Here is a 24,319-nt window from a genome sequence, read left to right as displayed (position 1 = left end):
GGGGAAGTAAATATGATTTGCTTGGAAATGGAGGGTAGATATCAAATCTAGTTCTATGAGGTTTTACTGGGTGGTAGCAATTCTGTGTCTTTTTTTCGTTTACTGTAAAGCACACTCGCCATGTAGCAAACCACTACGACATTTAGCAAAAATACGCAGACAGTCAAAATGTGTGTATGAAAAATGATTTCATAGATCTCAAATGGTAAATAGATTGCCCCACTTACCAAGGCAAACCATTCAGTCCAAACAAACGCTTTCCATAAACCATAGGCTTCAACGAATCGAACCAGAGAATAAGCTAGGGCACCCAAAGCAATCAGGCTCATATTGCTGTCTGTTATTGAACTCGCAGCATGGAGGAAAATACTTGGAAAATGGCTTGCGGGATTTAGATGAGCGTGAGAGACGATGGATTCAGCTATTTTTTGTAAATTCTCGCCAGCTAAGACATGGATTCCTAATCCTACGATAAGAGACATTAAGCCTTTTAGCGCCTCTATAAATGCGATGGCTTTCAGCCCATTTTTGGATGGTGTCATCTCGACCTCTTAATAAGCCAAATAGTATGTGTATAACAAGTGCATGCTTAGTTATACCAGTATAAAGCCAATAGATTGTTGAAAAATAAATAATATTTACGGTAACTTGAAAAGTGTTGTCTAGCTTGCTTGTCTAGGCTTTTTTTGCGAGAGAATTAAAATCAATCAATCAATCAATCAATCAATCAATCCGAGAGGCGAGTTTTTTATAAACTGCGTCTTTGTCTCGTTTTCCAATTGCCAGCACATAAACGACGACTTCATCGTCTATGACTTCATAAGCTAGGCGATAGCCTGAGGTTCTTAGTTTTATTTTGTAGACGCAATCATAACCGCGTAGCTTTGAAGCAGGGACATGCGGGTTTTCTAGTCGCTCCGCTAGCTTCTTTTTAAATTGTGTTTGAATTTGTGGTGCTAATTTGCGCCACTCTTTTAGTGCAGCAGGGAGGAATTTTAGTTTATAAGTCATCTAGACTAACTTCGACCGCTTTTGATAAATCAGCACGACGGTTTTCGACAAGTTTTGCCAGTTCAATATCATCTACCATCTCCATCAAAAGCTCATAGGCTTCAGCTGGGACGAGGTAAGCAGCTGGCTTATTATGGTTTAAAATAGCAATAGCAGAGCCACCAGATTCGTTAAGTAAAGCCGTTGGGTTTTTCTTTAGCTCAGAAATGCTGGCGGTGTAATTCGCTAATACTTGTCTCATGGGAACCTCAAATAAGCACTAAATTTAGGTCATATTTTAGATCTTTTTTTTGTGAGGAGCTACATTTTTTTGTGCTTCAATCCTTTCTAGCTTCTTTAGCAGAGAGTGCTTTGAGTGCTAGTCTAGAAAGAAGGTGCATTATTAAAAGAATGCTTATAAAAAGCGTCACGGCGCTTGTTCCGCCTGTATTATTAGTTTTTAATTAAAACTTTGTACGATTGGTCAGCTTTTTGCATTTCAACTACAATCATAACCACCATCATAGACACTATTTTAAATAAGGAGAGCGCTTTGAAATTTATGCTAAACGATGAGCTCATCGAAGATAACACGCTCCCTAGCGACTTTACCGCTTTGCGTTACCTAAGAGAAAAGCGTGGATTAACGGGTACAAAAGAAGGCTGTGCATCTGGCGATTGCGGTGCGTGTACGCTTCTTGTTGGTGCGTTGGAAGACGGTAAGCTGACGTATTCGACGTTGAATTCGTGCATTACGCCGATGCAGTCTTTGACTGGCAAGCATGTTGTCTCGGTTGAGTATTTGTCTAAGACGGGTGAATTGCACCCAGCGCAGCAAGCAATGGTGGAATCTCATGGCTCTCAGTGTGGTTTTTGTACGCCAGGTTTTGTTTTGTCCTTAGCTGGGCTTTATGAAAACACACAGAGCAACGAACAACCAATTGACCGTGAAGCGGTTTGCGATGCGATCTCTGGCAACTTATGTCGTTGCACTGGCTATCGCCCGATCATTGATGCGGGCTTGTCCATGTTTAAAGAGTCCATGGTTAAAGAGCCGATGATTGAAGGCTCTAATGAAACACCTTATGTCGAGCTGATGAGTAAAAATGACAGTATCAAAACTCAGCTTAAAAGCCTACAAACAGAACCACATGACAGCAGCAACTATTTGCAACCCACAGATTTAGATCAACTCGCTCACGCATTAACCTCGAATCCAGAAGCTGTCTTGATCGCGGGTGGAACCGATTTGATGCTAGAGAATACTCAGCGCTATCGTGACTTTAATACCTTGATTGATGTGTCTCGTGTGACTGAGCTTAAACATTTACACATTGGTGAAACGTCATTGACCATCGGCGCGTCGGTGACTTACAGCGAATTGGAAGATTTCAGTAAGACGCTTTATCCGCATATTAATTCCTTGCTAAGCCGCATCGCGTCTCGACAAATTCGTAACCGTGGCACGATTGGCGGCAACGTCGCGAACGCCTCACCAATTGCTGATTTACCGCCTTTATTATTGGCGTTTGATGCAGACATTCAATTGTTGAAAAACGACGGCAGCACAAGAGTGGTGAATATCGCGGACTTTTACCAAGGTTATAAACAAACACAACTAGCGAAAGATGAGATGATCGCGTCCTTTGATGTGTCTCTCGATAAGCTCGCTCAATTTCATCGTTTTTATAAAGTATCGAAACGCATGGAAGACGATATTTCCAGCGTCATGTTGGCAGTTCGCTTCGAAGTCGATAACGGCACGTTAACCGATGTGCGTTTGGCATTTGGCGGCATGGCGGCCACGCCGATTCGTGGACTGAAAGCCGAAACCGCGTTGACAGGTAAACTGATCAATGACGAACAAGCGATAAACCAAGCCATCGAAGCATTACGCAGTGAATTAACACCATTGAGCGACATGCGAGCCAGCGCGAAATATCGTTTGGACATGGCGAGTAATCTGATCCGCAAAGCGTGGCTGGAACTGAATGGCACCAACGTGGTGACTTTCTCTGGTCACGCTGTCACTGACTCAATTTTATCGACTGGTTCGGAGGCAAGCACTCATGCGTAAACTTCCACAAGATTTCACTTTAGGCACAAAAAACGGCGCTAATAATAGACTTTTACCTGTTCATGAATCGGCTATTAAACACGTGACAGGCCAAGCGGTTTACATTGACGATATGCCAGAATGGCCAAATGAACTGCATGTGGCGACCGGTTTATCGACCGAAGCTCACGCGGATATTGTGTCGATCAATTTGGATAAAGTTCGCGCTTATCCTGGCGTGGTCGATGTGATTGTACAGTCCGATATTCCTGGTGAGGTCGATGTGTCGCCTGTGCTGAGCGGCGATTTACTACTCGCTGGCGACTTTGTGCATTTCATTGGGCAATCGATTTTTGCTGTCGCTGCAACTAGTTTACGCGCTGCGAAACAAGCGGCTGCGCTGGCGGAGGTTGTCTATAAACCGCGAGAAGCGACCTTGCATCCTCGTCAATCGCTAGAGCGCCAAGAATTTGTTTTACCAACTCATACCATTAGCTGTGGCGATGCCAAAGGCGCACTGGAAAGCGCGCCTAATAAGCTTAAATCGGATATGTACATCAAAGGCCAAGAGCATTTTTATTTAGAAGGGCAAATAAGTGTCGCCGTTCCCAATGAAGATGGTGGCGTTCAAGTATTTGCTTCGTCTCAGCATCCTGCCGAAGTGCAAAAGCTGGTGGCGCGTGTTCTGGGTTTGCCAGTGGCGCATGTTCTTGTCGAAGTGCGACGTATGGGCGGCGGCTTTGGCGGTAAAGAATCTCAAGCGGCAGTGCTTGGTTGTATGGCGGCAGTGCTCGCCGTACGTAACCGTTGTCCGGTGAAATATCGCATGCCACGCCAAGACGACATGGTGCAAACCGGTAAACGTCATGATTTCTGGAATAGCTACGAAGTGGGATTTTCTGATGCGGGTGAAATCCTCGCGGCAGAATACGACATGGTGGGCAAATGTGGTTGTACGGCAGATTTGTCGGACGGCGTTGTCGATCGCGCTATGTTCCACGCGGACAATGCTTATTTCTTGCCGAACGCTCGTATCAGCGGTTATCGCGGTAAAACTCACACGGTTTCTAATACCGCTTTCCGAGGCTTTGGCGGACCCAAAGGTGTTTTGCTGGCAGAAAATGTCATCGAGGAAATCGCCTGCGCGGTAGGCAAAGACTCGTTGGATATTCGCAAACTCAATTGCTATCAAGCGAATAAAGACACCACGCCGTATGGACAAAAAGTAGACGACGATGTGTTACTGACGCTTATCGAAGAATTGGAAACAAGCTCAGATTATCGTACTCGCCGTGAGGCGATTAAGGCCTTCAACAAGCAGAACCCTTTCTTGAAAAAAGGTCTAGCACTCACGCCAGTAAAATTCGGCATTTCCTTTACCTCGAAACACTTAAACCAAGGTGGCGCTTTGCTGCATGTTTACACTGACGGCAGCGTGCATGTGAGCCACGGCGGAACGGAAATGGGGCAGGGACTTTATACCAAGGTGGCGCAGATTGTTGCCAAAGCCTTTGGCATTGATTACCAGCGTGTCAACGTTGGCTCTACTCGTACCGACAAAGTGCCAAACGCGTCGCCAACCGCGGCATCAGCAGGAACAGATTTGAACGGTATGGCGGCATTGGATGCCGCGATGACGATCAAAGGTCGCTTGCAAGAATTCGCCATGGAGCATTTTGGTATCGCAGCGGATGCCTTCGCTATTGAAGACGATCAAGTGATTCTAGGCAGCGAGACAATGAGCTTTCCTGAATTCATCAAACTGGCGTACATGAACCGCGTGTCTTTGTCGTCTACTGGGTTTTATAAAACACCAAAAATCGGTTACGACCGCAAAGCGGCCAAAGGTCGACCCTTCTTGTATTACGCCAATGGCGCCGCAGTGGCAGAAGTGATCGTCGATACCTTTACCGGCGAATACAAAGTCACTCAAGTGGATATCCTTCACGACGTGGGGGATTCAATTAACGCGGACATCGACATCGGACAAATCGAAGGCGCGTTTGTGCAAGGCATGGGCTGGCTCACCTCAGAAGAACTCAGCTGGGATGATAAAGGCCGCATCACCACCAACAGCCCAGCGAATTACAAGATTCCAACCTCGGCGGACATTCCCGAAAAATTCACCGTCAAACTCTTTGATCGTGCCAACAGTGAAGAATCGGTGTATCGCTCAAAAGCCGTGGGTGAACCGCCACTGATGTTGGGGATTTCCGTTTGGTGCGCGTTAAAAGACGCCTGCGCTTCGGTTGCTGACCATAAATTCTCGCCACCATTGGCCGTGCCAGCGACACCAGAAGCGGTATATTACGCCATGCAAGCGGCGCAAAATCACAAAGCGGGAATGAATGGAGAAGTAGCGAAGGAAGCCAGCCTATGATGTCTTCCATGAGTTGGGTTCATGCTTTACAGGAAGTAGAAAAAGCAGGGCAGGCTTGGGTGATCGCCACCGTGATTGGCACCCAAGGTTCTGCGCCTCGGGAATCATCGAGCAAGATGATCATTACTGAGGAACACAGCTTCGACACCATCGGCGGCGGACAGCTGGAATACGCTGTCTGCCAAAAAGCCCGCGCCATGTTGCAAGATGCGTCTTCGCCTTCTCATCTGCTGGAAAACTTTCCCCTCGCCGCTAAAACCAACCAATGTTGCGGTGGCACGGTTAGCGTGCTGCTGGAATATTTCCCAGAGCCCGCCAACAAAATCACCATCTTTGGTATGGGACACGTAGCGACCACCTTGGTCAATGTCTTGGGCAACATGCAGGCGAAAATTTCATGGGTCGACAGCCGTGAGAACCTAGCTCAAGACCACAATATTAAAGGTCTTCCGAGCAACGTCACACCGTTTTTGTATGAATCCATGTTGGAACACATCGACCACATGAGCCATAACGAAATCGCCTTAGTCATGACCCACGACCACGCCTTGGACTATCAGCTAGTGGAAGCGTTATTGGATCGAAAAGACTGCCGATTCATCGGCCTAATCGGCTCGAAAACCAAAGCCCTTCGTTTCAAAAAACGCCTAGTCAGCGCTTCCTTCAGCCAAGCAGAAATCGACTCAGTACATTGCCCAGTGGGACTAAACGAAATCGCAGGCAAAAAGCCCTTCGAAATCGCCATCTCCATCGCAGGGCAAATCATCCAAGTCACCCAAACAAAAACACCCACGAAAAAGGGCAGTGGACTGACTTGGAAAGAAATCAACAACGCCTTAAGTGACGTGAAAGAGAGCTCAGTGGTTTAGTTAGCAGATTAAAATGAGCTTTTGGGGTTGAATTGAAACAAATGACATTCCTTCCTCGAAACTACCGCCTACCTCGTAGGAATGTCATTTTTCAATTCTAGCTTGTTTAGCGGTGGTTAAAGTCTTTTGACCTCGTTCTTGGCGTTGGCCTTGCTCCGCATCAACCTTGTAAGTTGTTGATTTAACTTTTTTTGTAGGTCGCGGCTTTAGCCCGACAACGTAATTTTTCCCTCCCCTTATGTCTTCCAAGGGGAGGGCGAGGGAGGGGTTATTACTTTGGTGCTTTTACGTTATAACGCTACAATGTAAAGGCTACAAAGGAATCGTCGAGGCATAACATGAGTAATTTATCAAAGCGTTCAACCGTTTATTTTGAACCAGATACCCTCAAAGCGCTAAAAATGCGAGCGGCATCATCGGATGTCTCTATTTCAGAACTAATTGATGAAGCGGTACGCTTGCTGATGAGAGAAGATCAAGAAGACCTTATAGCCATATCAGAGCGTTCAGATGAGCCAGAAATGTCTTATGAAGACTTTCTGAGTGAATTAAAAATTGATGGCAAAATATAAAATCTGTATCAAAGTGCTTCAATAACCCAAAGTGTCGAGCCCCTTTTCCTCCAACGTACTATCAGAAACAACAAGCCTTCATGGAAAAGGGCTTTGACCCTGACTTCAGCAAACATTATGCTCCTTGACCGCACCTGTTAACGGGTGCTATTAATAGCACTTGATTGCTCGCTAGGAAGTCACTATGCAGATTAAATTTTCCGAGGATGTTATTCCTCTATCAGACCTTAAGATCAATCCCGGAAAGGTAGTTGGTCGAACACAGGAAACGCATCGCCCAATTTTGCTTACCAGTCGCGGCCGCGGCGTAGCGGTTGTTCAGGGGCTTGAAGATTATGAGAAAACCGCAGAGGAACTGCAGTTTGTAAAAGCGGTGGCGCAGGGACTGATGGATGTTCGCGAAGGCAACTCTGTATCGTTGGAGGATGCCAAGAAAACCTTGGGTATCAAGTAAATGGAATTACGCATCGCACAGTCTGCTCTTGAAGATTTACAGGCTATTCAGGAGTATTACCGAGAGCAAGAAGTGCCGCATATCGGTGAGGACTTTGTCGCTGCTATCTTGAAGCATTGCGGAATGCTTCAAATTCCCCCTGATGCTGGTCGAGTTGTTCCTGAATTCAACCTAGACCATATTCGCGAATTGATTCATGTACCATTTCGGGTTGTCTACCTCAGACAAGCTAAAGAGATTGTGCTAATACGAGTCTGGCGAAGTGAAAGACAGCTCGAATTATCAGAGAATGAAACATAAACAAACAACCCTCGGACGTTAATATCCAACATTGCCGTTTGACCTCGCTCTTTGTGTTCGCTTTGCTCGTTTGGTCCATCTAAATAATTTAAATTACACGTTTAGACTGGCAGAGAATGAAAAACCTCACTAAGATCAATAAATAAAAAAAACAGCACGAAAAAAAACAATGAGTTGCTGTTTATCAAAAATAGTTTGTTGTTAAATTTCGAGAAGGGTTTTCAATGAGTTTTGATAGTTTTTGGGCAGATATAATCGCCACATTAGTTGGTGGTATTTGTTTAACACTTCTTTTTTTTGTTGCTAGAGAAAAACTATTTCCTGTACCTGAAATTACAGGTCGCTGGTACATTGAAATGGTTACAGTAAATACCGCGTACAATCCCTTTAAGGGCATGGTTTTGAGATACGTAATAATGATCTGGCGAGAGGGAAATGTTCTAAAGGGAAGTGCTGAAAAAATTTACGAGGACTCTTCTACAGGTAAGCGAAACTTTGTAGGAAAGAATAGGACTAGAGCGAATGTCGAAGGGTATATTGAAAGAAAATATCTTGGAAAAGATAAAGTCTATCTACATTCAGTAGAAAATGGTCATGGCCGAGAATCTACGAATTTCTACGATCTATTAGTAAAATCTGAATCAGAAATGATCGGTGCATTTAATTCAATGGTTGCAAATCAAGACGGTACAGTTACTTGCCAAAGGGAACCTTTTTGAGGGCTATTTATTTCATAATAACTATTCCGATAAATTTTATAGGGGGCTTCTTATTATTCTTTAACGTTTTTCAGTTGAAAGAAAAATTAGACAAATGCATTCAAGTAGTAGATCAACAACACTCTGAAATACCGGGCTTTTATACTTATTATCTTGTGGTAGCAGAAGATCATAGGTCATACTTTCATTATGGAATTGATCAAATTGGTATCATTAGAGCTCTTTTTAAGAGGTTCTTTAGCTCCGAAATCCAAGGTGCTAGTACTGTCGAACAGCAGTTCGTTCGTGTTGTGACAGGAGACTATTCGTACTCTCTTCAAAGAAAGTTTAAAGAACAACTATTGGCGGTTCTACTTTCAAAAAAAAGAAACAAAATTGATATAGCAAAAGCGTATTTAGCTATTGCTTACTATGGTCATAATTGTGAAGGAACTTTTGGTATTTCTAACCTAGTAGGTAACGATCTTAAGCTTGCATCTGAGAGCCAAGTGATCTCAATAGTGGCTAGATTAAAGTATCCAAAACCTTTGGCTAATGTAGAAATATGGGAAGAGAAGTCTAATCGGCGTATATCCTATATTACGAAAAGATGTCAACTGTCAGCTAACAAATCAAGGCTGCGGGCGCTTCATACCGAAGACTTGAGGCATTGCAGTCAAAACAATCAATCACTAAGAAAACCATAATCCTGCAACAAGGGAATTTAGGGTCAGATGAAAAATAGCGTTTTTTTCATCTGACCCTAAATTCGAACCAAACACCACCGCTCGACACTATCGTTTGACCTCGTTCTTGGTGTTCACTTTGCTCCCTGATAAAACTTTGTCTCCATTGCAGGAAAAAATATCTAAGTGATCTAAACAAAACAGAAGTGAAAAAAAGGGTAGTAGATTTACTTGGAAAAAACCAACAATGAGTTGGGTAATGTGAAATACAGTTCAGTGGTTTGAAAGTACAACTTTAGGAGATTGAACAAATTGACATTCCTTTCACGGAACTGCCACTTACCTCGGTGTAATGTCATTTTTTTAATTCTACTGATGCTTCTATCACATTTGAAGATATCATCTCAAACCCCGTGAAAAATAATGACGCGATGGAAATGCATAACGCTGTAACTGATGCAGCTAGAGTGAGTTTAAATCTGCGGTCTTGAATTTTAAGGTCTGCTAATATGGATGCCATAAAAGGAAAATGAACACACTTTACGTCTTTTCCTACTTTAAACTCAAACAGTCTTACTATTGGTGCTGTGCCATTATCATGATCGGTATATTTGTACTTATTTGCTAAGTGATAGTAGAGTCGCCCGAAAACAATATCTCCGTTTGTTCCTAGTTTTTGTGCTATTTTCTGGCAATCAATAGGGACGAAGATTTTTGAATCGCGGATAGATTTATCTTGATCATAGGAACAAAACTCATCGTAATAAAAATTATAAATTGTCTGTAAAATCTGCAGATCTGTTGGAACGTTTCTAGCCATAGCTGCCTCTGAAAAAATAATACATTGACATTAAATTAATTTTCCATAGTTTGCTATCGTTACACAAATAAGATGGATGCTATCTTTCTGCTAGGTCGATTAAGGTCAGCAATATAAATAAAAACATATTTCCCTGTCTTGTCCTAAAATTACTTCCAAACTGGCTTTCTCACTTCGTGTTCCACGTCGGCCGCGGTTAGGCCGATGTCTTTTCAGTTGAGCGTCGTCTAGACGGCTCAATCTGCTTCTAGTACGCCAGTTATGAGCTTTTTTGGCTTGTCAATTGGGTGAAGTCGAAGTAAAAAGACACATAGCGCAAATTAAAGACAGCGTAACAGTAATACGTGCAAAACCACCATCGCATTCCGTATGTCAAGATGAGCGAAGCGTAAGCTGTCGCGAAAACGCAGTTTTTTGTGTATGCAGAATAAAATTTAGGATGAAAAAATACGAAAAGAAATTACAGCGTAAGCTGTGTGCATGTACAGTTTATTTTTATTAAGCTCATTTTTCTGGTGAAAAATAAATAACCCCTTTATTATCAATAGATAAGAATTCACGACATATAGATAGCGATCAGTGAATAAATATTTAAACGCATGCGCTTATTTTTCCAGTTTTTGCTTTGTTTATGGATAATTACATTAATCGCTTAAGTGGTTTGATGATTTTTTAAATGTGTGAATGAGCATGCGAACTATTAAAATATTATGTATGAGTAGCCGATGAAATTACTTTTTGCTGTAATCTATTTAGTTGTCTTGGTCCTATATATTGGGAGCCATATCTTTGAGTTGCCGGATGCTCTCATAGAGTTTATACAGTACTCAGAAACAGTGTTGCTATACTATTTTCTGGTGTCACTCACAATCCTGTCAATCTCGGAAATATTATCGAGATGGCGTCGTAAAGGCTGCAGAACATCTTCAGAGATAATGTCTGAAAATCTTAAAGCACACGTTTATACAACTAGAATAGTTGTTGCGCTAATAGTTGTTGGTTTTCCTGCTTTTGTCTACTTTAATTGGTCTCGTAGTTGGGGGATTTCTGATGCTGTGATCGTAGCAATTCCAACAATTCTTCTTGCAATTGTAATTGCAGAACAAAATGTATATACCTACTTGTCAGGCCGGCTTGATCGTATCGGCATTGAGCAAGCAAGAGTGGCAGCAATTTACCAGGTTGTGGACACAATGCTTAAAGACCCTACGAGAAAAGGCATGCCAAGCAAAGAGGATCTAGATGAATTAGAACATCGTCTTAGGCTATGGGAAGATCGAACCGCAGAGGCTAACTTTGCAAAATTTGCTGCTCAGTCAGTAAACACGTTGCGCTCAATAGAAAGAAACTCTGCTAAAGCTGTTTGGGATGACTATTTGAGGCTCATCCATAAGGATCTTAAAGAGTATGTTGAGAGCTTTACATAACAAGGCTAGACACCGCGACGGCTTTTACATTTCGGCTTTGCTCCACTATAAAGTCGCGTGTGCTGCTGCCTTATAGGTCAAAAGGAAATGTATGGATAGTTTTTTATTCTTTTGGGGAATGTATAAAAGAGCAAGCTTTTGGCGTGTTCTACGTGATGGCTATCGCCCTGATGGGCGTACGAACATAGGTTTACTCACCTATTCAACTTTGTTGCTGGTGTTTCTAATTGTGCACGCTTTTAGGAACAGAAATTTTTATATATATATAGATTTTTTGCTTATTGGATTATGGGTGTTCTGGTTGTGGAAAAGCATTAAACGTGCATATCGACACTACGAAGAACAGTACGCTTCCAGACTTGAGTATTACAAACAAGAGCGACAGTATCTACGTTACCTAATATTTCGTGACGAAGTAATAAGAGATAATATATCGCATGGAATTTCTATTTCTGATGCGCTGGCGCACATAGAGACAGATTTAGATACAGAAGTTACTGATGTGCTTAAGACAAGTATTTTTATAACAACAGGATTGTCAGTAGTTATAACATTAACAGTTAACTTAATAGGAAAGTGGGACACTTCTTACACACTACTAGTCCTTTTTGTTTCAGCCATTACTCTACTTATTGGGATATCCATTCTCGGTTCAGTGCGAAGCAGGAAGGTTAAGCTTTTGGAATTGAAACGTTATTTAACATGGCTTCAGCGCGAAGAAGCATTAACAAGAGCAACCGAGTAGCGCCAAAATCGGCGCACTTGATGCTTATTGTTAGAAATCAATCTTAGATTCGTAACTATAAGAGTTACAATACCTCAATGGTTATTAGTTTCGTGCATAAAGGGCTCGAACTCAGACTACTAATAGACCACCCATCTTTAAGCGTAAGTTATATGAAGGGATTGGCTGTTTAATAAAGCCGATTGTACTACCGACAAGAAAATTATGAATTGGAGAGGGATAAGGTTGTCAATTGAGTTAAAAAATAGATTTAAAAAAAGTTAAAATAACGTATTGAAGGTGTCGGCAACCATAAAGTCATAAAGTGACAGTAATACGTGCAAAACCACATCGCAAGCGAACAGGGAAGTCAGATAATGAAAAGAGTAAATCCCCTATATAGCCTTTCCTAAGCCACCGTATAACCTTTAATTGTTAAGTGCTGGTCAATTTTAGCAGATCCCAAATAATGTAAATGGAGAAAAAATGCAGTTTGCTAAGGCGTTTCAATACAAAAAGTGGGCAAATAATGAATTGCTTGATCTAGGAGAAAAGCAGTTTTCAAAACTTCCAGAAAGTGATGGTACATTTTTCATCAGAATCTTAAATCATACAGCGGTTGTTGATAGTCTCTTTATAAGCCGAATTTTAGGAGAACCTGAAAAATACATTGGTGATAATACAGTGGAGACTCCAACGTTATCGGAGCTACGTGAAACCATGAATCAAAATGATTTTTGGCTAGTTCAATATGTCGAATCAGCATCTGAGCAAGAACTAAAAAGGGTTGTTTCATTTAAGTTTGTCGATGGCGATACAGGGCAATTGTCGGTCGAAGAAATACTGATCCATTTGCTAACTCATGGTAGTAATCACCGAGGTATGGCATCTAGAACGCTGGCTATAAATAGTTTAGAACGTCCAAAAGATACATTTACGCGATATCTGCATCAAGCGGAGCCTTCAAGAAGAACAGGGGCTAGCATCTAATAAACTAATCAAGTGGGGGAATATCAAGCCTGCCACTTTTAGAAGCTAGTCATATCGAGTGATTAGCTTTTTTTACAGAACAACGTTAGTTGCAACAAGGGCACCCGCACCAAGCACCCTTGCTCCCCCCACAATCACTTCCAAGCCGGCTTTCTCACTTCCTGATCCACATCCGCAGCGGTTAGTCCGAGGTCTTTTAGTTGAGCGTCGTTAAGTTGGCTCAGTCTGCTTCTTGTACGCCAGTTGTGAGCTATTTTGGCTAGGCGTTGTTTCCATGTGTTTGCTTTTAGTTTAGCTAATGCGTTTTTGCAGTTAGAAGTTATGTCTAGTTGGCTGCTTTCGAGCTTGTTTAATTCTTCTGATGTGCAGTTTTTCATGGTGCTATCCTTTTCTCTGTTAATGAGTTTGTTTGCTTTATGTTCAAATAATCGGCTTTTAATTGCGGTGCGACAAACGAGAAAAAGTGTTTTATAGTTAAGAAAATCTTACTTATAAAAGGTGCCTTCCATGTCTTCTAATCGAGCTTTACCGCCGCTGAAATCTTTGCAGGCGTTTCGTTATGCGGCGCAGACGTTGAGCTTTAAAAAGGCGGCGGAGTCTCTTTTTGTGACGCAGGCGGCGGTGAGTCAGCAGATCAAAACTTTGGAGCAGGCGTTGAGTGTTGAGTTGTTTGAACGACACACTCGCCAAGTGGTGCTGACGTCGGAAGGCCAGTATTTGTTTGAATACGTTGAGAAAGCGTTTGGTTTATTAGAAGAAGGAGTAAAAGGCATCACGGAAGATCCGAATCCCAATACCTTGGTGATTAGTTCGGTGCCGTCGTTTTCGAGTCGTTGGTTGGTGTCGCGTTTGGGTGGGTTTCAATCGCAAGAGCCGGAGATTAACCTTCGCCTAAGTCCGAGTATTGATTTATCGACTTTTACTGATAGTGATTTGGATTTGTGTATTCGTTTAGGTCGAGGTGAATATGCGGGGCTGAAATCGCAATTGTTATTCAGGGAGCATTTGGTGCTGGTTTGCCATCCTTCGATGATTAATCTGGACCAGCCAATTAAGGCGCAGTTAATCAATATTCCGATTATTACCGATACTGGGCCGGATGTCCGACATGTGTGGCCTGTGTTGCAGCGGTTTTTGGATCTTTACGATATGCCGATGAAGTCGCATTTGCATGTGGCGGATTCGACTTCCTTGGTGGAGGCGTTGTTGTCTCAACAAGGTTTGGCAATGATGCGTTATGGTTTGGTGTATGAGCTGATTGAGAAGGGGCAGTTGATTTCTCCGCTGCCTATTTATATGAAGTCGCAGTATGACTTTTACCTTGTAGCGCCAGCACCGCATTTTAAGTACCAAAAAGTGATGGCGTTCAAGCGCTGGATTGAAGATGAGGTGAAGGTGATTGATTCCTCTTGGAAGGCGTATTTGAAAAATAACCCTGATATGGAAGAGGTTAAAGTGTAGTTTTAATTCATTGCTATCTAGAATTTATCCTTGCTAAGGAATATGCGATAAAGTCAGCAGCATGAGATAGTTTTGCTGACTCAGTCCTATGAAGCCTTCTTTCTGATATGAACCAACTCTCCTTCGCAGACACTGAATTTACTAATAAATGCCGCAAGACCCGAAAAGAGCTCTTTCTCGGAAGAAAGGGTGAGTTAATTTAATTCCTTGGCGGCAGCTTCGCAAATTGAACCCTTTTATCCAAAAGCTGGCTATGGCCGTCATTTATAACGGCTCGCCAGGATGCTACGTATTCACTTTATGCAGAACTGGAACAACATGGGTGATCCAGCTATGGAAGACTGTTTACGATAATCGCTCAAATCAAGGGCAGGTTGAAGTGCAAAGAAATGTAACAAGGATGCTTTGTTACATGCTTTTTTTCAGTATTTTACTGATTTTTTTGAGTTGTTCACCATTATGCTTCTAATCAGGCTATACAATTTTAGCTAAGCGTTTTTATAATCTTTTAAATATAAAAAAAGGTATTTTTATGTCCACGGTTCGAATTATTGCTCGTCATACTGGTTTTTCAATTGCAACCATTTCAAGAGCGATTAATGAACCTAATAAAGTTTCGGTAGAAACCCTTGCAGTTGTTAGAAATGCAATGCAAGAACTAAACTATGAAAAAAAGGAAAAAATTAAAAAGAAGAGTAATATTTTTGGTGTTATTTTTCCCAATATCTCTAATCCTTTTTTTTCAGAATTATTAGGAGTTCTAGAGAATGAGGCGTTTCATAATGGACGATGTATTCTTTTTTTTAATAGCCGTCATAATCTACACCAAGAGAAAATTGCTTTAGCTGAGTGCAAAAGTCATGGGGTTGACGGTGTTTTTTTAGTTCCTCATTCAACATCGCCGGAGTATTTACAAACAATTAAAAACCTTCCATTTCCAACAGTATTACTAACACAAACATCTCCCTGCCTTCCTAGCGTTGGTGTTGATCATATTGAGGGAGGGCGTTTAGTGGCCGATCACTTTTTTTCTTCTGGTCATAACAAGATTGGATATATAGGTCCAATCTCTAAACAGGAAGGGAAGTATATTGGTTTTATAAATAGGCTTAATGAACTTGGTATCAATATTAGTGAAGAATTTCAATTCAATGCTGTGGAAGGTACCTTTCTGAAAGGATTTATTAATAGTTGTATAGATGAGAATCAAAATTTAAAGATATCTGCTTTATTTTGTATGAATGATATGGTGGCGCAAAAAGTAATTGAAATATTGACGGAATTTGGATTTGTTATTCCAAAAGATCTTGTAGTTGTTGGTTTTGATAACACTTTTACTTCAAGGATACTGGGAATAACAAGTGTTTCTCAGCCGATGCAAGAAATTGCACACGTTGGTTTTCAAGAAATGCTCGATTTGATAAAAGAAAATAAAAAATCTGAAAATTATTCTGCGCAATTATTATTGCCTAGATTGGTGCTAAGAGAAAGTTCTCTTCAATTAAAAAGGAAATAAAAAATGAAAAAAATAAAAATTCCATTATTAACCGGACTTTTAGCGTTAACAGCCCCTGATTTTCTACAAGCGAAGCAAATAACTGCTTGGGTAATTGATGGTGAATCAGAACGCCAATATTTTGTACAAATGGAAAAGGACTTTAATGAAAAATTTGCAGGGCAAGATGTTTCGCTAAAAATTCAACCCATACCTTCCTATGATGATGCAATCCGAGCTGCTTGGATGTCAAATGACTTACCTGATGTGGTAATGGTTGATGGTCCAAACATGGCCAACTACATTTGGTCAGGTATGTTACAACCTATAGGTAATATGCTGGATAAAGGAGTGGTTGAACAAATTTTGCCCGGTGTGAGAGCTCAAGGAACTTATAGTCCAGATAACAAGATCTATATGTTAAGCCAAGGTGATTCATCGGTTTTGTTGTGGGGAAATAAAAAGTATTTAGACAAAGCGGGGATCGTTGTTCCTAGAACAATTGAGGATGCTTGGGATTACGATCAATTTACTGAAGTGCTGAATAAATTGTCTAAAGTTGATGGAGTGAAATGGCCCCTTGATTTTAAATTAGGCAATGGTGGGGAATGGAATACTTATGGTTATTACCCCTTCATTAAATCGGCTGGTGGAGACATTATCAATCAAAAAACCTGGAAAGCAGACGGAACAATTAATAGTAAAGAAACCAAATCCGCTATCAATAAAATGAAAAGCTGGATAGATAGTGGCTATGTTGTTCCTGCGACCGCTGGAGATAACCGTTTTTTTGGTGATAAAACAGCGGCTTTGTCTTGGGTAGGTAACTGGATGTGGCGTTCTCATTCGCAAGCATTAGGCGATGACCTTGTTTTAATTCCTGCGCCTAGGTTTGGTGAGCATTCGTATGCACCAAATGGTGGTTGGGGATGGGCTGTGCCATCTTCATCAAAAAACACAAAAGATATTACTACTTTTTTAAACTTTGTGTTGTCGGCTGATCAAGTTGCGAAGTGGAGTACTGCTACTGGTTATATCCCTGCTCGTCGAGATTCAATAAAAATGACACCGATGTTTGCTGAAGGTGGTAAGGCTGAAATGTTAGCCTTGCAAGCACAAAAAATTGCAGTAGTACGCCCAGTACATCCTGCCTATCCGGTCATTACCAGTGAGTTTGGTAAAGCGCTAAAGAATATTTTCGAAGGCGCAGATATAGATACCGCATTAAATCGGGCTGCGATGGCGATTGATGATGATATCGAAGACAACATGAATTACCCACCATTTGATAAATAACATTTAAATTGTTGGCAATATTTTATTGCCAACTTCCTTTTTAAATTTCACGGACACCTATTATGAAAAGTTATAGACGCTTTTTACCTGAAGTGGGGATGCTATTGCCTGCGATTATATTAATGGTTGTTTTTATTTTTATTCCATTTTTCTTGTCAGGGTATTTTTCATTCACTAACGAGAGATTAATGCCGAGGCCGATTCCAACACAATGGATAGGGTTAAGAAATTACGAACGTATACTGGCCGATAGTGAGTTTTGGATGTCAGTAAAAAATACGCTTTATTTTGCTATTGTTGTTATTCCAATTCAATTGAGTTTGTCGTTAGCGACTGCAATTTTATTAAACAGTAAACTTAAGTTTATTGCAGTCTTTAGAGGTATTACTATTTTACCAATACTGACCCCTATCACCGTTATTGTTGTCATTTGGGCTGCTATTTTTCAAACGCCAGATGGATTATTAAATGGCGTTTATCAATGGTTAACTGACTCTTCTGATTACATTGATTGGTTAGGTGATGAAGCAATCGCAATGTTATCTATTGTTATTTTATCAATTTGGGCTTCGTTTCCATTTCAAATGTTAATCTACTTAGCTGGTTTGCAAGAGATTCCAAAAGATCGCTATGAGGCAGCAGAGATTGATGGTTTTAATAAATGGCAGCAGTTTAGATATATCACCTTTCCTGGTTTGAGAAATACCAATATCTTTGTGGTCATTATTACCACAATTGGAGCATTAAGCCTGTTTACTCAAGTGAATATTTTAACTGGAGGTGGGCCAAATGGTTCTACCACAACCATTATTCAGTATATGTTTAGTAATGGTTTTTCATCTCAAAAAATTGGCTATGCCTCTGCAGTATCCGTCATATTTTTTATTACAGTTGCCTCACTTGGTTTACTTCAACGTCGTCTAATGAGAAATGAATAGGAATTGAAGAATGCAATATTTTAAGTACCTTTTAGCATTTATACTGTCTATGTTTATTCTGATTCCATTAATGATGGCAGTAACAATTAGTTTAAATCCATCTAATACTGATATTTTGGCGAACATGGGGTCTTGGAAAAGTTTTATTCCTCAGGTGTTTTCTTTTGATAACTATCGTGCCGTTTGGTCAGATCCATATCATCCTTTTGGTCTTTATCTATTTAATACATTTTTTATTACTTCAATATCATTAACCTTATCATTGATGGTTAACTCTTGTGCGGCTTTTTCGCTAGCATGGGGGGAGGGGAAATACCGGAAGTATATATTAGGTGCAATTATTTCTGTGCTAGCTATTCCCGGAGAAAGTTTAGTTTTACCGCAGTTATTAATGGTAAGTAAAGCCAACCTTGTTGATACCTATGCAGTACAAATTCTACCGGGACTTGCCAATGCGTTCTTTATATTCTTGTTTTATCAATTCTTCAGCAAGATACCAAAAGATCTCATTGACGCAGCAAGAGTGGATGGTTTTAGTCTATTTCAAACCTACCTAAAAATTGCTTTACCTTTGTCAAAACCAGTGTGTGTCACTGTTTGTATTTTACATTTTCTAGGTATTTGGAATAGTTATCTATGGCCCATTATGGTAACTCGTGGTCCAGAAGTTCGTCCATTATCTGTCGCTATGGCTGCATACTTTGGTAGTAATCAAACTCAATGGGGTAACGTTATGGCATTTGCTGTTTGCATGGCCATACCTGTCATTATCTTCTTTTTAATTATTCAGCGTCAATTTATCGCTAGTATTACTGGTTCATCTGTAAAAGGTTAATTTTAATGTCAAGTAAAAATGATTTATATAGACCCGCGATACATTTCTCTCCCGCCTTTGGTTGGCTTAATGATCCCAATGGTTTGGTTTACTCTGAGGGTCAATGGCATATGTTCTACCAGTATTATCCAATGGATACTATTTGGGGACCAATGCACTGGGGACATGCAGTCAGTCAAAACTTGGTAACTTGGCAGCATTATCCAATCGCCTTGGCTCCTGATGAATTAGGTAATATGTTTTCGGGATCAGCGATTGTTGATAAAGCTAATACAAGTGGTCTTTTTGAGAAAGAATCTGAGGCTAATTTGGTGGCTTATTATACTGCAAGCTTGCCAAGCTCAGATACTTCGTTGGCTGATTATCAGACGCAGTGTTTAGCTTATAGTGATGATCAGGGTTTGAATTGGATAAAGTATGAGCAAAACCCTATTTTAAATAATCCTAAAATAGAGTGTTTCCGTGATCCGAAAGTATTTTGGTTTGAGCAAGCTAAGCACTGGGTGATGGTGATTACTCATGGACAATCGATTGGTATTTATTACTCTCAAAATATGGTCGACTGGGAATTAAGCTCTGACTTTGGAGCAGAAGAGGGGCACCATAGTAATGGACCATGGGAATGTCCTGACCTGTTTCCATTGACAGCGCAAAATGGCGTTACTAAATGGATAATGGTTGTCGGTATCGGCGATGGTTGTTATGCCCCTGGCTCAGGTACGCAATATTTTATTGGTGATTTCGATGGTAAAAAATTTACTAACGATGGCCCTGCTGACAAAGTATTGTGGATGGACTATGGACGAGATTATTACGCTACACAAAGTTGGTTTAATGCACCTGATAATAAAAGAATTGCTATTTCTTGGATGAGTAACTGGCGATATGCTCGTCAAACTGAAACAAAAACATTCCGTGGTATTATGACTTTACCTAGAGAATTTAGTTTGATTTTTAATGAAAGTGGCCATTATATTTTGAAACAGTCGTTTTATGAATCGGTGTCTTATTTTTTAAATGAAACAATGTCAAATGATAATGTTGGTGTTTTTCGCGTGAATGGCAAAGTAATGCTTGAAATAGGCGAGGAAATTGAAATCAATTTATTTGAAGAAGACTGCCCACAGTTTATATTCAAGAGGCTTGATGCGAAAACAATTTCTATTATTAATAATCGTCTTTATCTAGGCTCAGATAAAGTTATGGAAGATGAATTTTCTCATAACTATACCTCGAATATCACTAATGAAAAGTTTGAAAATGATCTTGAAATAATAGTTGATAAAGGCGCTGTTGAACTTCTTTTTGCTGATGGTACCTTTAGTATGACTCAACTTTATTTTCCCGATAAAATCGAAAATGAAATTCAAATAACTGGCTCTGGTCGATTTTCATCTATCGCTGAAGATTCCAAATAATATAAGAGTAATAATATGTCAAATTTGAAATTAAGTGGAATAAGTAAGTCTTTCGATGGCATTAAAACCATTCATGATGTTGATCTAGATATTAAAGATGGTGAGTTTGTTGTCTTTGTTGGTCCATCTGGTTGTGGTAAATCTACATTATTAAGATTAATTGCCGGGCTTGAAAAAGTTACAGAGGGTGAAATTAATATAGGAGGCCGAGTTGTTAATGATTTAGAGCCTTCTAAGCGTGGTATATCTATGGTGTTTCAATCATATGCGCTGTATCCACACATGACAGTTCGACAAAATATGAGTGTCGGTCTTAAAGTTGCCGGTTTGAAAAAAAGTGAGATTGAAAGAAAAGTTAATGAAGCGGCTAAAATTTTACAATTAGATGATTTAATGGAGCGTAAGCCCGCACAATTATCTGGAGGTCAAAGACAGCGTGTTGCTATTGGGCGCTCTATTGTTCGTAATCCAGATGTATTCTTATTTGATGAACCGTTATCAAATTTGGATGCCGAGTTGCGTGTAAAGATGCGTTTAGAAATTACTGCATTGCATGAGCAACTTAAAAGTACAATGATCTATGTTACTCATGATCAAGTTGAAGCAATGACTATGGCCGATAAAATCGTTGTATTAAAAGAGGGTAGAGTCGTGCAAGTTGGTTCTCCTCTGGAATTATATAATAATCCAGTTAATCAATTTGTTGGCGGTTTTATAGGCTCACCAAGAATGAATTTCATTGCTGCTTCTTTTCATAAACAAGAAGGCAAGAATATTACATTAAAAACAAAGACTGGTGAAAATGTTGACTTTGCCCTGGACACGGATACGACACTAAAAAATGATCCCCTATCAATTGGCATTCGTCCTGAACATATTGCGTTAGGAAATAAATATTCAGTTAAAATTAGGTTGAAAATAAAGGCTATCGAATTGCTTGGAGGGACAAGTTATGTTCATGGAAGTCAAGAAAATGGTGAAGACTTAATTATTGAAATAAAATCAGAGAATATGCTAGAACGTCACAAAGAATATGATTTTTCTTTTTGTCCTTCACGCTGCCATGTTTTTGACCATTTAGGTAATGTAATTAAACTTGCTAGAAATTAACTTTATTTGAAGTAAATGGCGGAAGTGATTTTCTTCTTTTTCTCTGAGGAAAACCAAGGTAGTTAGGGAACATGGGATCAAGCCTGGTTGCTTTCCAATAAGCTATTTCATACAGTTCGATGTATTCTAAAATGTAGTTTTAGAATACATCGAACGCTAACTTAGGGCGTTAGTACCTAAATTCCCTTTCATTTTACGGATTAACCTGTTGCAGAGCGCATCAGCTGGTCAAGTTGTAGCAGATCTTTAAAAGCAAAAAGACCGCAAGTTTATTGTCATTTTAAAATAAGCCTTTATAGACTTCTTTTCTAAAGCCGAATAGGCATTTCAGTATTCTAAACATATACTTAACTTTCGCTCGGATGCTCGCTTTTAAGTACTCAGTTCCGGTTTTTGGTTGAGCTAGCGGCTCCGATGATCGTCGCATCAACGGTCGATCGTTTCTTAAAGTAAGTGCCCGAGTCAGACAAGTCACTCGTTTACTCCTATAAAGAGCGTACGACTATGCTTTTCGGAGAGAAGGCTTCACAGGAGTGAGTAAGCAAAACTATTTCATACTGCTGACATATCGCATATTCCCTAGGATGTAGATTCTTTTTTAGGAAAAAAGCGGCGAATTTGTTACAGTCTGTCGTTAGTCAAAAATAAGGTAGCACCTCTGTATTATGCCCATTAGAAATTTATTCGGTTCATTGCCTACTTTTGCAGTTGAACCTGACCAATTCCAAGTTCTGCAATCTGCCCTTAGTTTTCGAGAATATTTGTTAGAAGCTATCCATAACGCGACGTCGAGAATTTATCTTGTTGCGCTTTATCTCGAAAATGATGAAGCGGGCAGGGAGGTTTTGACAGCGGCTTATGAAGCCAAACAGCGTAATCCTGAGTTAGATATTATTATTTGTGTGGATTGGCATCGTGCTCAGCGCGGTTTGATCGGCGCAGAAAAAGCCAAAGGCAATGCCGCTATGTATCAGGCGTTTGCTGAAAAATATGAGCATGCAATTCCTGTTTATGGTGTGCCGGTTCGTAATCGTGAAGTGTTTGGTGTTTTGCATTTAAAAGGTTTTGTCATCGATGATGCGGTGATATACAGCGGTGCGAGTTTAAACAACGTTTATCTGCATTATCAGGATCGCTATCGATTTGATCGGTATCATGTTATTCAGAATCCATCGCTGGCAGACAGCATGGCGGGATTCATTCGTAAAGAGATGATCCAAAATCCTGCGGTGAATAATCTTGCTGAAACGGATTTACCTTCAACGAAAGAGCTTAAATCCACAATTCGGCAGTTTAGAATCTCGCTGGGTAAGTCGTCTTATAGTGGCGAAAAGCAAGTGGTAGGTGATCATCAGGTGGCGGTGACGCCTATGGTTGGCGTGGGTAAGCGTAACAATGTGCTTAACCAAAAAATTACTGCGTTGTTGGCGGATGCGAAACAAGAGATCGTGCTTTGTACGCCGTATTTTAACCTTCCTAAAGTGGTGTTGAGAGAAGTGAAGCGTGCTATTAAGCGTGGCGTGAAGGTTCATGTTGTGGTGGGGGATAAAACCGCCAACGATTTTTATATCGCGCCAGATCAGCCTTTTAAAGCTATTGGTGGTTTACCGTATTTGTACGAGATGAATTTGCGTAAGTTTGCTCGCGCTAATGAAAGCCATATTGCGTCGGGTGGTTTGTCTATTCATTTATGGAAGCACGACAACAATAGTTATCACCTAAAAGGGCTTTGGGTAGATCGTCGTACCATGTTGCTAACAGGCAATAATGTGAACCCAAGAGCGTGGGCGCTTGATTTGGAAAACGGCTTATTGATTGAAGATCCAAATCAGCATTTGCTAGCTAAGTTCACTGCTGAGTTTGATAATATTCATAAGTATACGCAGCGAATCTCATCTTACAGTCAGCTTGAAACCATTCATGATTATCCAGTGAAAATCCAAAGGCTGCTAAAAAAAGTTATTCGAACACGGGCGGATAGATTACTTAAGCGGATTTTGTAGTTTTTGAGTGTGTTCTTTCTTAATTAAAGGGGTGAAGCTGTATGCTTCAACCCTTTTTTATTTGATCTAATTCTGATTAATATCCAGCTGTATAGAGCCAATTCCCTCGATAGCACCGATGATTCTGTCTCCTTGTACTACGGGACCGACACCGTCTGGTGTGCCTGTGTAAATTAAATCACCCGGTTGTAGGTGATAGAACTTAGACAAATGAGCGATGATCTCACGCACGTTCCAAATCAAAAGGTTGATATCCGATGCTTGTTTTGTCTTACCATTGACTGCTAGCTCTATTTTACCTTGGGTAATGAAGCCCGTTTTTTTAATCGGAATTATAGGGGCCAGTATGGCGGATTCTTCGAAGTCTTTACCTAAATCCCATGGTCGACCGGTTTCACGGGCTTTTAATTGTAGGTCACGACGTGTCATGTCTAGTCCACAGGCGTAGCCGAAGATGATGTCTTCCGCTTGTTCTTCAGTGACGTTAAAACCTTCCTTGCCAATGGCAACAACAAATTCCATTTCATAATGATAGTTGGCAGTTTGTGGTGGATAGTTGATGCTTGAACCACTGGACACGTAAGTGCTGGCGTCCTTGATAAAGTAAAAAGGTTCCTGTGTAGTTTTATCAACAGCGACGCCCATTTCTGCTGCGTGGGCGTGGTAATTGCGGCCAACACAAAAAATCCTATGTATTGGAAATAGATTGTCTGAATCAGCAATTTTAGCTAAAACGGGTTCTTTGGCAGGAAACGCAAGTTTGTTCGTCATGATTTTGTCCTTTTATTAAATACAAT

General features: G+C 40.6%; 25 protein-coding genes and 2 pseudogenes. 20 read left to right on the top strand and 7 right to left on the bottom strand.

Annotated elements, in window-relative coordinates; genetic code table 11:
* Window positions 1-53 precede the first annotated feature (53 nt).
* The 3 genes from TY87_RS00630 to TY87_RS00620 all read right to left on the bottom strand — a co-directional run bounded on the left by TY87_RS00630 (window position 54) and on the right by TY87_RS00620 (window position 1,252).
* Window positions 54-542 (bottom strand): DUF2127 domain-containing protein, encoded by a 489-nt coding sequence (locus TY87_RS00630; RefSeq protein WP_100185619.1) that lies wholly within the window; start codon window positions 540-542, stop codon window positions 54-56.
* 181 nt (window positions 543-723) lie between these two features.
* Window positions 724-1,011, bottom strand: a complete 288-nt coding sequence (locus tag TY87_RS00625) for a type II toxin-antitoxin system RelE family toxin (RefSeq protein WP_100185618.1) — start codon at window positions 1,009-1,011, stop codon at window positions 724-726.
* Window positions 1,001-1,252 (bottom strand): type II toxin-antitoxin system Phd/YefM family antitoxin, encoded by a 252-nt coding sequence (locus TY87_RS00620; RefSeq protein WP_072840500.1) that lies wholly within the window; start codon window positions 1,250-1,252, stop codon window positions 1,001-1,003. Before TY87_RS00620 ends, TY87_RS00625 begins: the two co-directional genes overlap by 11 nt.
* Window positions 1,253-1,552: 300 nt before the next feature.
* Between TY87_RS00620 and xdhA the strand changes: the two genes are divergently transcribed.
* The 8 genes from xdhA to TY87_RS00580 all read left to right on the top strand — a co-directional run bounded on the left by xdhA (window position 1,553) and on the right by TY87_RS00580 (window position 9,026).
* Complete coding sequence (gene xdhA / locus TY87_RS00615; protein WP_232617037.1) at window positions 1,553-3,067, top strand: xanthine dehydrogenase small subunit; 1,515 nt, start codon at window positions 1,553-1,555, stop codon at window positions 3,065-3,067.
* Window positions 3,060-5,426 (top strand): xanthine dehydrogenase molybdopterin binding subunit, encoded by a 2,367-nt coding sequence (xdhB, locus tag TY87_RS00610; protein WP_100185616.1) that lies wholly within the window; start codon window positions 3,060-3,062, stop codon window positions 5,424-5,426. Before xdhA ends, xdhB begins: the two co-directional genes overlap by 8 nt.
* Window positions 5,423-6,295: a xanthine dehydrogenase accessory protein XdhC gene (xdhC, locus tag TY87_RS00605; RefSeq protein ID WP_100185615.1), complete on the top strand. Its 873-nt coding sequence runs from the start codon at window positions 5,423-5,425 to the stop codon at window positions 6,293-6,295. Before xdhB ends, xdhC begins: the two co-directional genes overlap by 4 nt.
* A 338-nt stretch (window positions 6,296-6,633) precedes the next feature.
* Window positions 6,634-6,867, top strand: coding sequence for a ribbon-helix-helix domain-containing protein (locus TY87_RS00600; protein WP_100185614.1), 234 nt, complete (start codon window positions 6,634-6,636; stop codon window positions 6,865-6,867).
* Between the two features lie 184 nt (window positions 6,868-7,051).
* Window positions 7,052-7,321 carry a type II toxin-antitoxin system Phd/YefM family antitoxin gene (locus TY87_RS00595; RefSeq protein WP_100185613.1) on the top strand — a complete coding sequence of 90 codons (270 nt, stop codon included), beginning with the start codon at window positions 7,052-7,054 and terminating at the stop codon, window positions 7,319-7,321.
* Window positions 7,322-7,621, top strand: coding sequence for a type II toxin-antitoxin system RelE/ParE family toxin (locus TY87_RS00590; RefSeq protein ID WP_100185612.1), 300 nt, complete (start codon window positions 7,322-7,324; stop codon window positions 7,619-7,621).
* A 224-nt stretch (window positions 7,622-7,845) separates the two neighbouring features.
* Window positions 7,846-8,340 carry a hypothetical protein gene (locus tag TY87_RS00585; protein WP_100185611.1) on the top strand — a complete coding sequence of 165 codons (495 nt, stop codon included), beginning with the start codon at window positions 7,846-7,848 and terminating at the stop codon, window positions 8,338-8,340.
* A 74-nt stretch (window positions 8,341-8,414) separates the two neighbouring features.
* Window positions 8,415-9,026, top strand: a complete 612-nt coding sequence (locus tag TY87_RS00580) for a transglycosylase domain-containing protein (RefSeq protein ID WP_157789855.1) — start codon at window positions 8,415-8,417, stop codon at window positions 9,024-9,026.
* A gap of 334 nt (window positions 9,027-9,360) precedes the next feature.
* Here the strand turns inward: TY87_RS00580 and TY87_RS00575 are convergent, their stop codons facing one another.
* Entirely contained in the window at window positions 9,361-9,825 is a 465-nt protein-coding gene (locus TY87_RS00575; RefSeq protein WP_100185609.1) for a hypothetical protein, read from the bottom strand.
* Between the two features lie 935 nt (window positions 9,826-10,760).
* On the opposite strand from TY87_RS00575, the gene TY87_RS00570 reads away from it, so the two are divergent.
* From TY87_RS00570 to TY87_RS00560, 3 genes are all read left to right on the top strand, one after another.
* Window positions 10,761-11,252, top strand: coding sequence for a hypothetical protein (locus TY87_RS00570; RefSeq protein WP_232617027.1), 492 nt, complete (start codon window positions 10,761-10,763; stop codon window positions 11,250-11,252).
* A 91-nt stretch (window positions 11,253-11,343) separates the two neighbouring features.
* A complete protein-coding gene (locus TY87_RS00565) occupies window positions 11,344-11,997 on the top strand; it encodes a hypothetical protein (protein WP_100185607.1) in 654 nt (217 codons plus the stop codon).
* A 465-nt stretch (window positions 11,998-12,462) separates the two neighbouring features.
* On the top strand, window positions 12,463-12,966 hold the full coding sequence (locus TY87_RS00560) for a DinB family protein (RefSeq protein WP_100185606.1): 504 nt from the start codon (window positions 12,463-12,465) through the stop codon (window positions 12,964-12,966).
* 134 nt (window positions 12,967-13,100) lie between these two features.
* On the opposite strand, the gene TY87_RS00555 is transcribed toward TY87_RS00560, so the two are convergent.
* Window positions 13,101-13,343 (bottom strand): DUF1127 domain-containing protein, encoded by a 243-nt coding sequence (locus TY87_RS00555; RefSeq protein WP_100185605.1) that lies wholly within the window; start codon window positions 13,341-13,343, stop codon window positions 13,101-13,103.
* A 130-nt stretch (window positions 13,344-13,473) separates the two neighbouring features.
* Here TY87_RS00555 and TY87_RS00550 point away from each other — a divergent pair, with 130 nt between their 5' ends.
* The 8 genes and pseudogenes from TY87_RS00550 to TY87_RS00515 all read left to right on the top strand — a co-directional run bounded on the left by TY87_RS00550 (window position 13,474) and on the right by TY87_RS00515 (window position 21,519).
* A complete protein-coding gene (locus tag TY87_RS00550) occupies window positions 13,474-14,427 on the top strand; it encodes a LysR substrate-binding domain-containing protein (protein ID WP_100185604.1) in 954 nt (317 codons plus the stop codon).
* Window positions 14,428-14,652: 225 nt separating this feature from the next.
* A pseudogene (locus TY87_RS22680) lies at window positions 14,653-14,775 on the top strand (IS5/IS1182 family transposase); the annotation flags it as partial.
* A gap of 184 nt (window positions 14,776-14,959) precedes the next feature.
* On the top strand, window positions 14,960-15,943 hold the full coding sequence (locus TY87_RS00540) for a LacI family DNA-binding transcriptional regulator (protein ID WP_100185603.1): 984 nt from the start codon (window positions 14,960-14,962) through the stop codon (window positions 15,941-15,943).
* 3 nt (window positions 15,944-15,946) lie between these two features.
* On the top strand, window positions 15,947-17,218 hold the full coding sequence (locus TY87_RS00535; protein ID WP_100185602.1) for an ABC transporter substrate-binding protein: 1,272 nt from the start codon (window positions 15,947-15,949) through the stop codon (window positions 17,216-17,218).
* 62 nt (window positions 17,219-17,280) lie between these two features.
* Window positions 17,281-18,156, top strand: a complete 876-nt coding sequence (locus TY87_RS00530) for a carbohydrate ABC transporter permease (protein WP_100185601.1) — start codon at window positions 17,281-17,283, stop codon at window positions 18,154-18,156.
* A 10-nt stretch (window positions 18,157-18,166) separates the two neighbouring features.
* On the top strand, window positions 18,167-18,991 hold the full coding sequence (locus TY87_RS00525) for a carbohydrate ABC transporter permease (protein WP_100185600.1): 825 nt from the start codon (window positions 18,167-18,169) through the stop codon (window positions 18,989-18,991).
* Between the two features lie 5 nt (window positions 18,992-18,996).
* On the top strand, window positions 18,997-20,409 hold the full coding sequence (locus TY87_RS00520; protein WP_100185599.1) for a glycoside hydrolase family 32 protein: 1,413 nt from the start codon (window positions 18,997-18,999) through the stop codon (window positions 20,407-20,409).
* A gap of 15 nt (window positions 20,410-20,424) precedes the next feature.
* Complete coding sequence (locus tag TY87_RS00515) at window positions 20,425-21,519, top strand: ABC transporter ATP-binding protein (protein WP_100185598.1); 1,095 nt, start codon at window positions 20,425-20,427, stop codon at window positions 21,517-21,519.
* Between the two features lie 200 nt (window positions 21,520-21,719).
* Here the strand turns inward: TY87_RS00515 and TY87_RS22675 are convergent.
* A pseudogene (locus TY87_RS22675) lies at window positions 21,720-21,901 on the bottom strand (IS5/IS1182 family transposase); the annotation flags it as partial.
* Window positions 21,902-22,184: 283 nt separating this feature from the next.
* Here TY87_RS22675 and pssA point away from each other — a divergent pair.
* Complete coding sequence (pssA, locus tag TY87_RS00505; protein WP_100185597.1) at window positions 22,185-23,522, top strand: CDP-diacylglycerol--serine O-phosphatidyltransferase; 1,338 nt, start codon at window positions 22,185-22,187, stop codon at window positions 23,520-23,522.
* 66 nt (window positions 23,523-23,588) lie between these two features.
* Here the strand turns inward: pssA and TY87_RS00500 are convergent, their stop codons facing one another.
* Window positions 23,589-24,293 (bottom strand): fumarylacetoacetate hydrolase family protein, encoded by a 705-nt coding sequence (locus tag TY87_RS00500; RefSeq protein ID WP_100185596.1) that lies wholly within the window; start codon window positions 24,291-24,293, stop codon window positions 23,589-23,591.
* Window positions 24,294-24,319 lie beyond the last annotated feature (26 nt).

Source organism: Marinomonas sp. BSi20584, from assembly GCF_002792415.1.
Lineage (GTDB): Bacteria > Pseudomonadota > Gammaproteobacteria > Pseudomonadales > Marinomonadaceae > Marinomonas > Marinomonas polaris.
The sequence above is the reverse complement of the archived record's forward strand: the minus strand, read 5'-3'. Positions and strand labels throughout refer to the sequence as shown.

Excerpts from the sequence above, each read along its gene's own strand:
- TY87_RS00630 (WP_100185619.1), bottom strand. The coding sequence starts at position 542 with ATGACACCATCCAAAAATGGGCTGAAAGCCATCGCATTTATAGAGGCG.
- TY87_RS00625 (WP_100185618.1), bottom strand. The coding sequence starts at position 1,011 with ATGACTTATAAACTAAAATTCCTCCCTGCTGCACTAAAAGAGTGGCGC.
- TY87_RS00620 (WP_072840500.1), bottom strand. The coding sequence starts at position 1,252 with ATGAGACAAGTATTAGCGAATTACACCGCCAGCATTTCTGAGCTAAAG.
- xdhA (WP_232617037.1), top strand. The coding sequence starts at position 1,553 with ATGCTAAACGATGAGCTCATCGAAGATAACACGCTCCCTAGCGACTTT.
- xdhB (WP_100185616.1), top strand. The coding sequence starts at position 3,060 with ATGCGTAAACTTCCACAAGATTTCACTTTAGGCACAAAAAACGGCGCT.
- xdhC (WP_100185615.1), top strand. The coding sequence starts at position 5,423 with ATGATGTCTTCCATGAGTTGGGTTCATGCTTTACAGGAAGTAGAAAAA.
- TY87_RS00600 (WP_100185614.1), top strand. The coding sequence starts at position 6,634 with ATGAGTAATTTATCAAAGCGTTCAACCGTTTATTTTGAACCAGATACC.
- TY87_RS00595 (WP_100185613.1), top strand. The coding sequence starts at position 7,052 with ATGCAGATTAAATTTTCCGAGGATGTTATTCCTCTATCAGACCTTAAG.
- TY87_RS00590 (WP_100185612.1), top strand. The coding sequence starts at position 7,322 with ATGGAATTACGCATCGCACAGTCTGCTCTTGAAGATTTACAGGCTATT.
- TY87_RS00585 (WP_100185611.1), top strand. The coding sequence starts at position 7,846 with ATGAGTTTTGATAGTTTTTGGGCAGATATAATCGCCACATTAGTTGGT.
- TY87_RS00575 (WP_100185609.1), bottom strand. The coding sequence starts at position 9,825 with ATGGCTAGAAACGTTCCAACAGATCTGCAGATTTTACAGACAATTTAT.
- TY87_RS00570 (WP_232617027.1), top strand. The coding sequence starts at position 10,761 with ATGTCTGAAAATCTTAAAGCACACGTTTATACAACTAGAATAGTTGTT.
- TY87_RS00565 (WP_100185607.1), top strand. The coding sequence starts at position 11,344 with ATGGATAGTTTTTTATTCTTTTGGGGAATGTATAAAAGAGCAAGCTTT.
- TY87_RS00560 (WP_100185606.1), top strand. The coding sequence starts at position 12,463 with ATGCAGTTTGCTAAGGCGTTTCAATACAAAAAGTGGGCAAATAATGAA.
- TY87_RS00555 (WP_100185605.1), bottom strand. The coding sequence starts at position 13,343 with ATGAAAAACTGCACATCAGAAGAATTAAACAAGCTCGAAAGCAGCCAA.
- TY87_RS00550 (WP_100185604.1), top strand. The coding sequence starts at position 13,474 with ATGTCTTCTAATCGAGCTTTACCGCCGCTGAAATCTTTGCAGGCGTTT.
- TY87_RS00540 (WP_100185603.1), top strand. The coding sequence starts at position 14,960 with ATGTCCACGGTTCGAATTATTGCTCGTCATACTGGTTTTTCAATTGCA.
- TY87_RS00535 (WP_100185602.1), top strand. The coding sequence starts at position 15,947 with ATGAAAAAAATAAAAATTCCATTATTAACCGGACTTTTAGCGTTAACA.
- TY87_RS00530 (WP_100185601.1), top strand. The coding sequence starts at position 17,281 with ATGAAAAGTTATAGACGCTTTTTACCTGAAGTGGGGATGCTATTGCCT.
- TY87_RS00525 (WP_100185600.1), top strand. The coding sequence starts at position 18,167 with ATGCAATATTTTAAGTACCTTTTAGCATTTATACTGTCTATGTTTATT.
- TY87_RS00520 (WP_100185599.1), top strand. The coding sequence starts at position 18,997 with ATGTCAAGTAAAAATGATTTATATAGACCCGCGATACATTTCTCTCCC.
- TY87_RS00515 (WP_100185598.1), top strand. The coding sequence starts at position 20,425 with ATGTCAAATTTGAAATTAAGTGGAATAAGTAAGTCTTTCGATGGCATT.
- pssA (WP_100185597.1), top strand. The coding sequence starts at position 22,185 with ATGCCCATTAGAAATTTATTCGGTTCATTGCCTACTTTTGCAGTTGAA.
- TY87_RS00500 (WP_100185596.1), bottom strand. The coding sequence starts at position 24,293 with ATGACGAACAAACTTGCGTTTCCTGCCAAAGAACCCGTTTTAGCTAAA.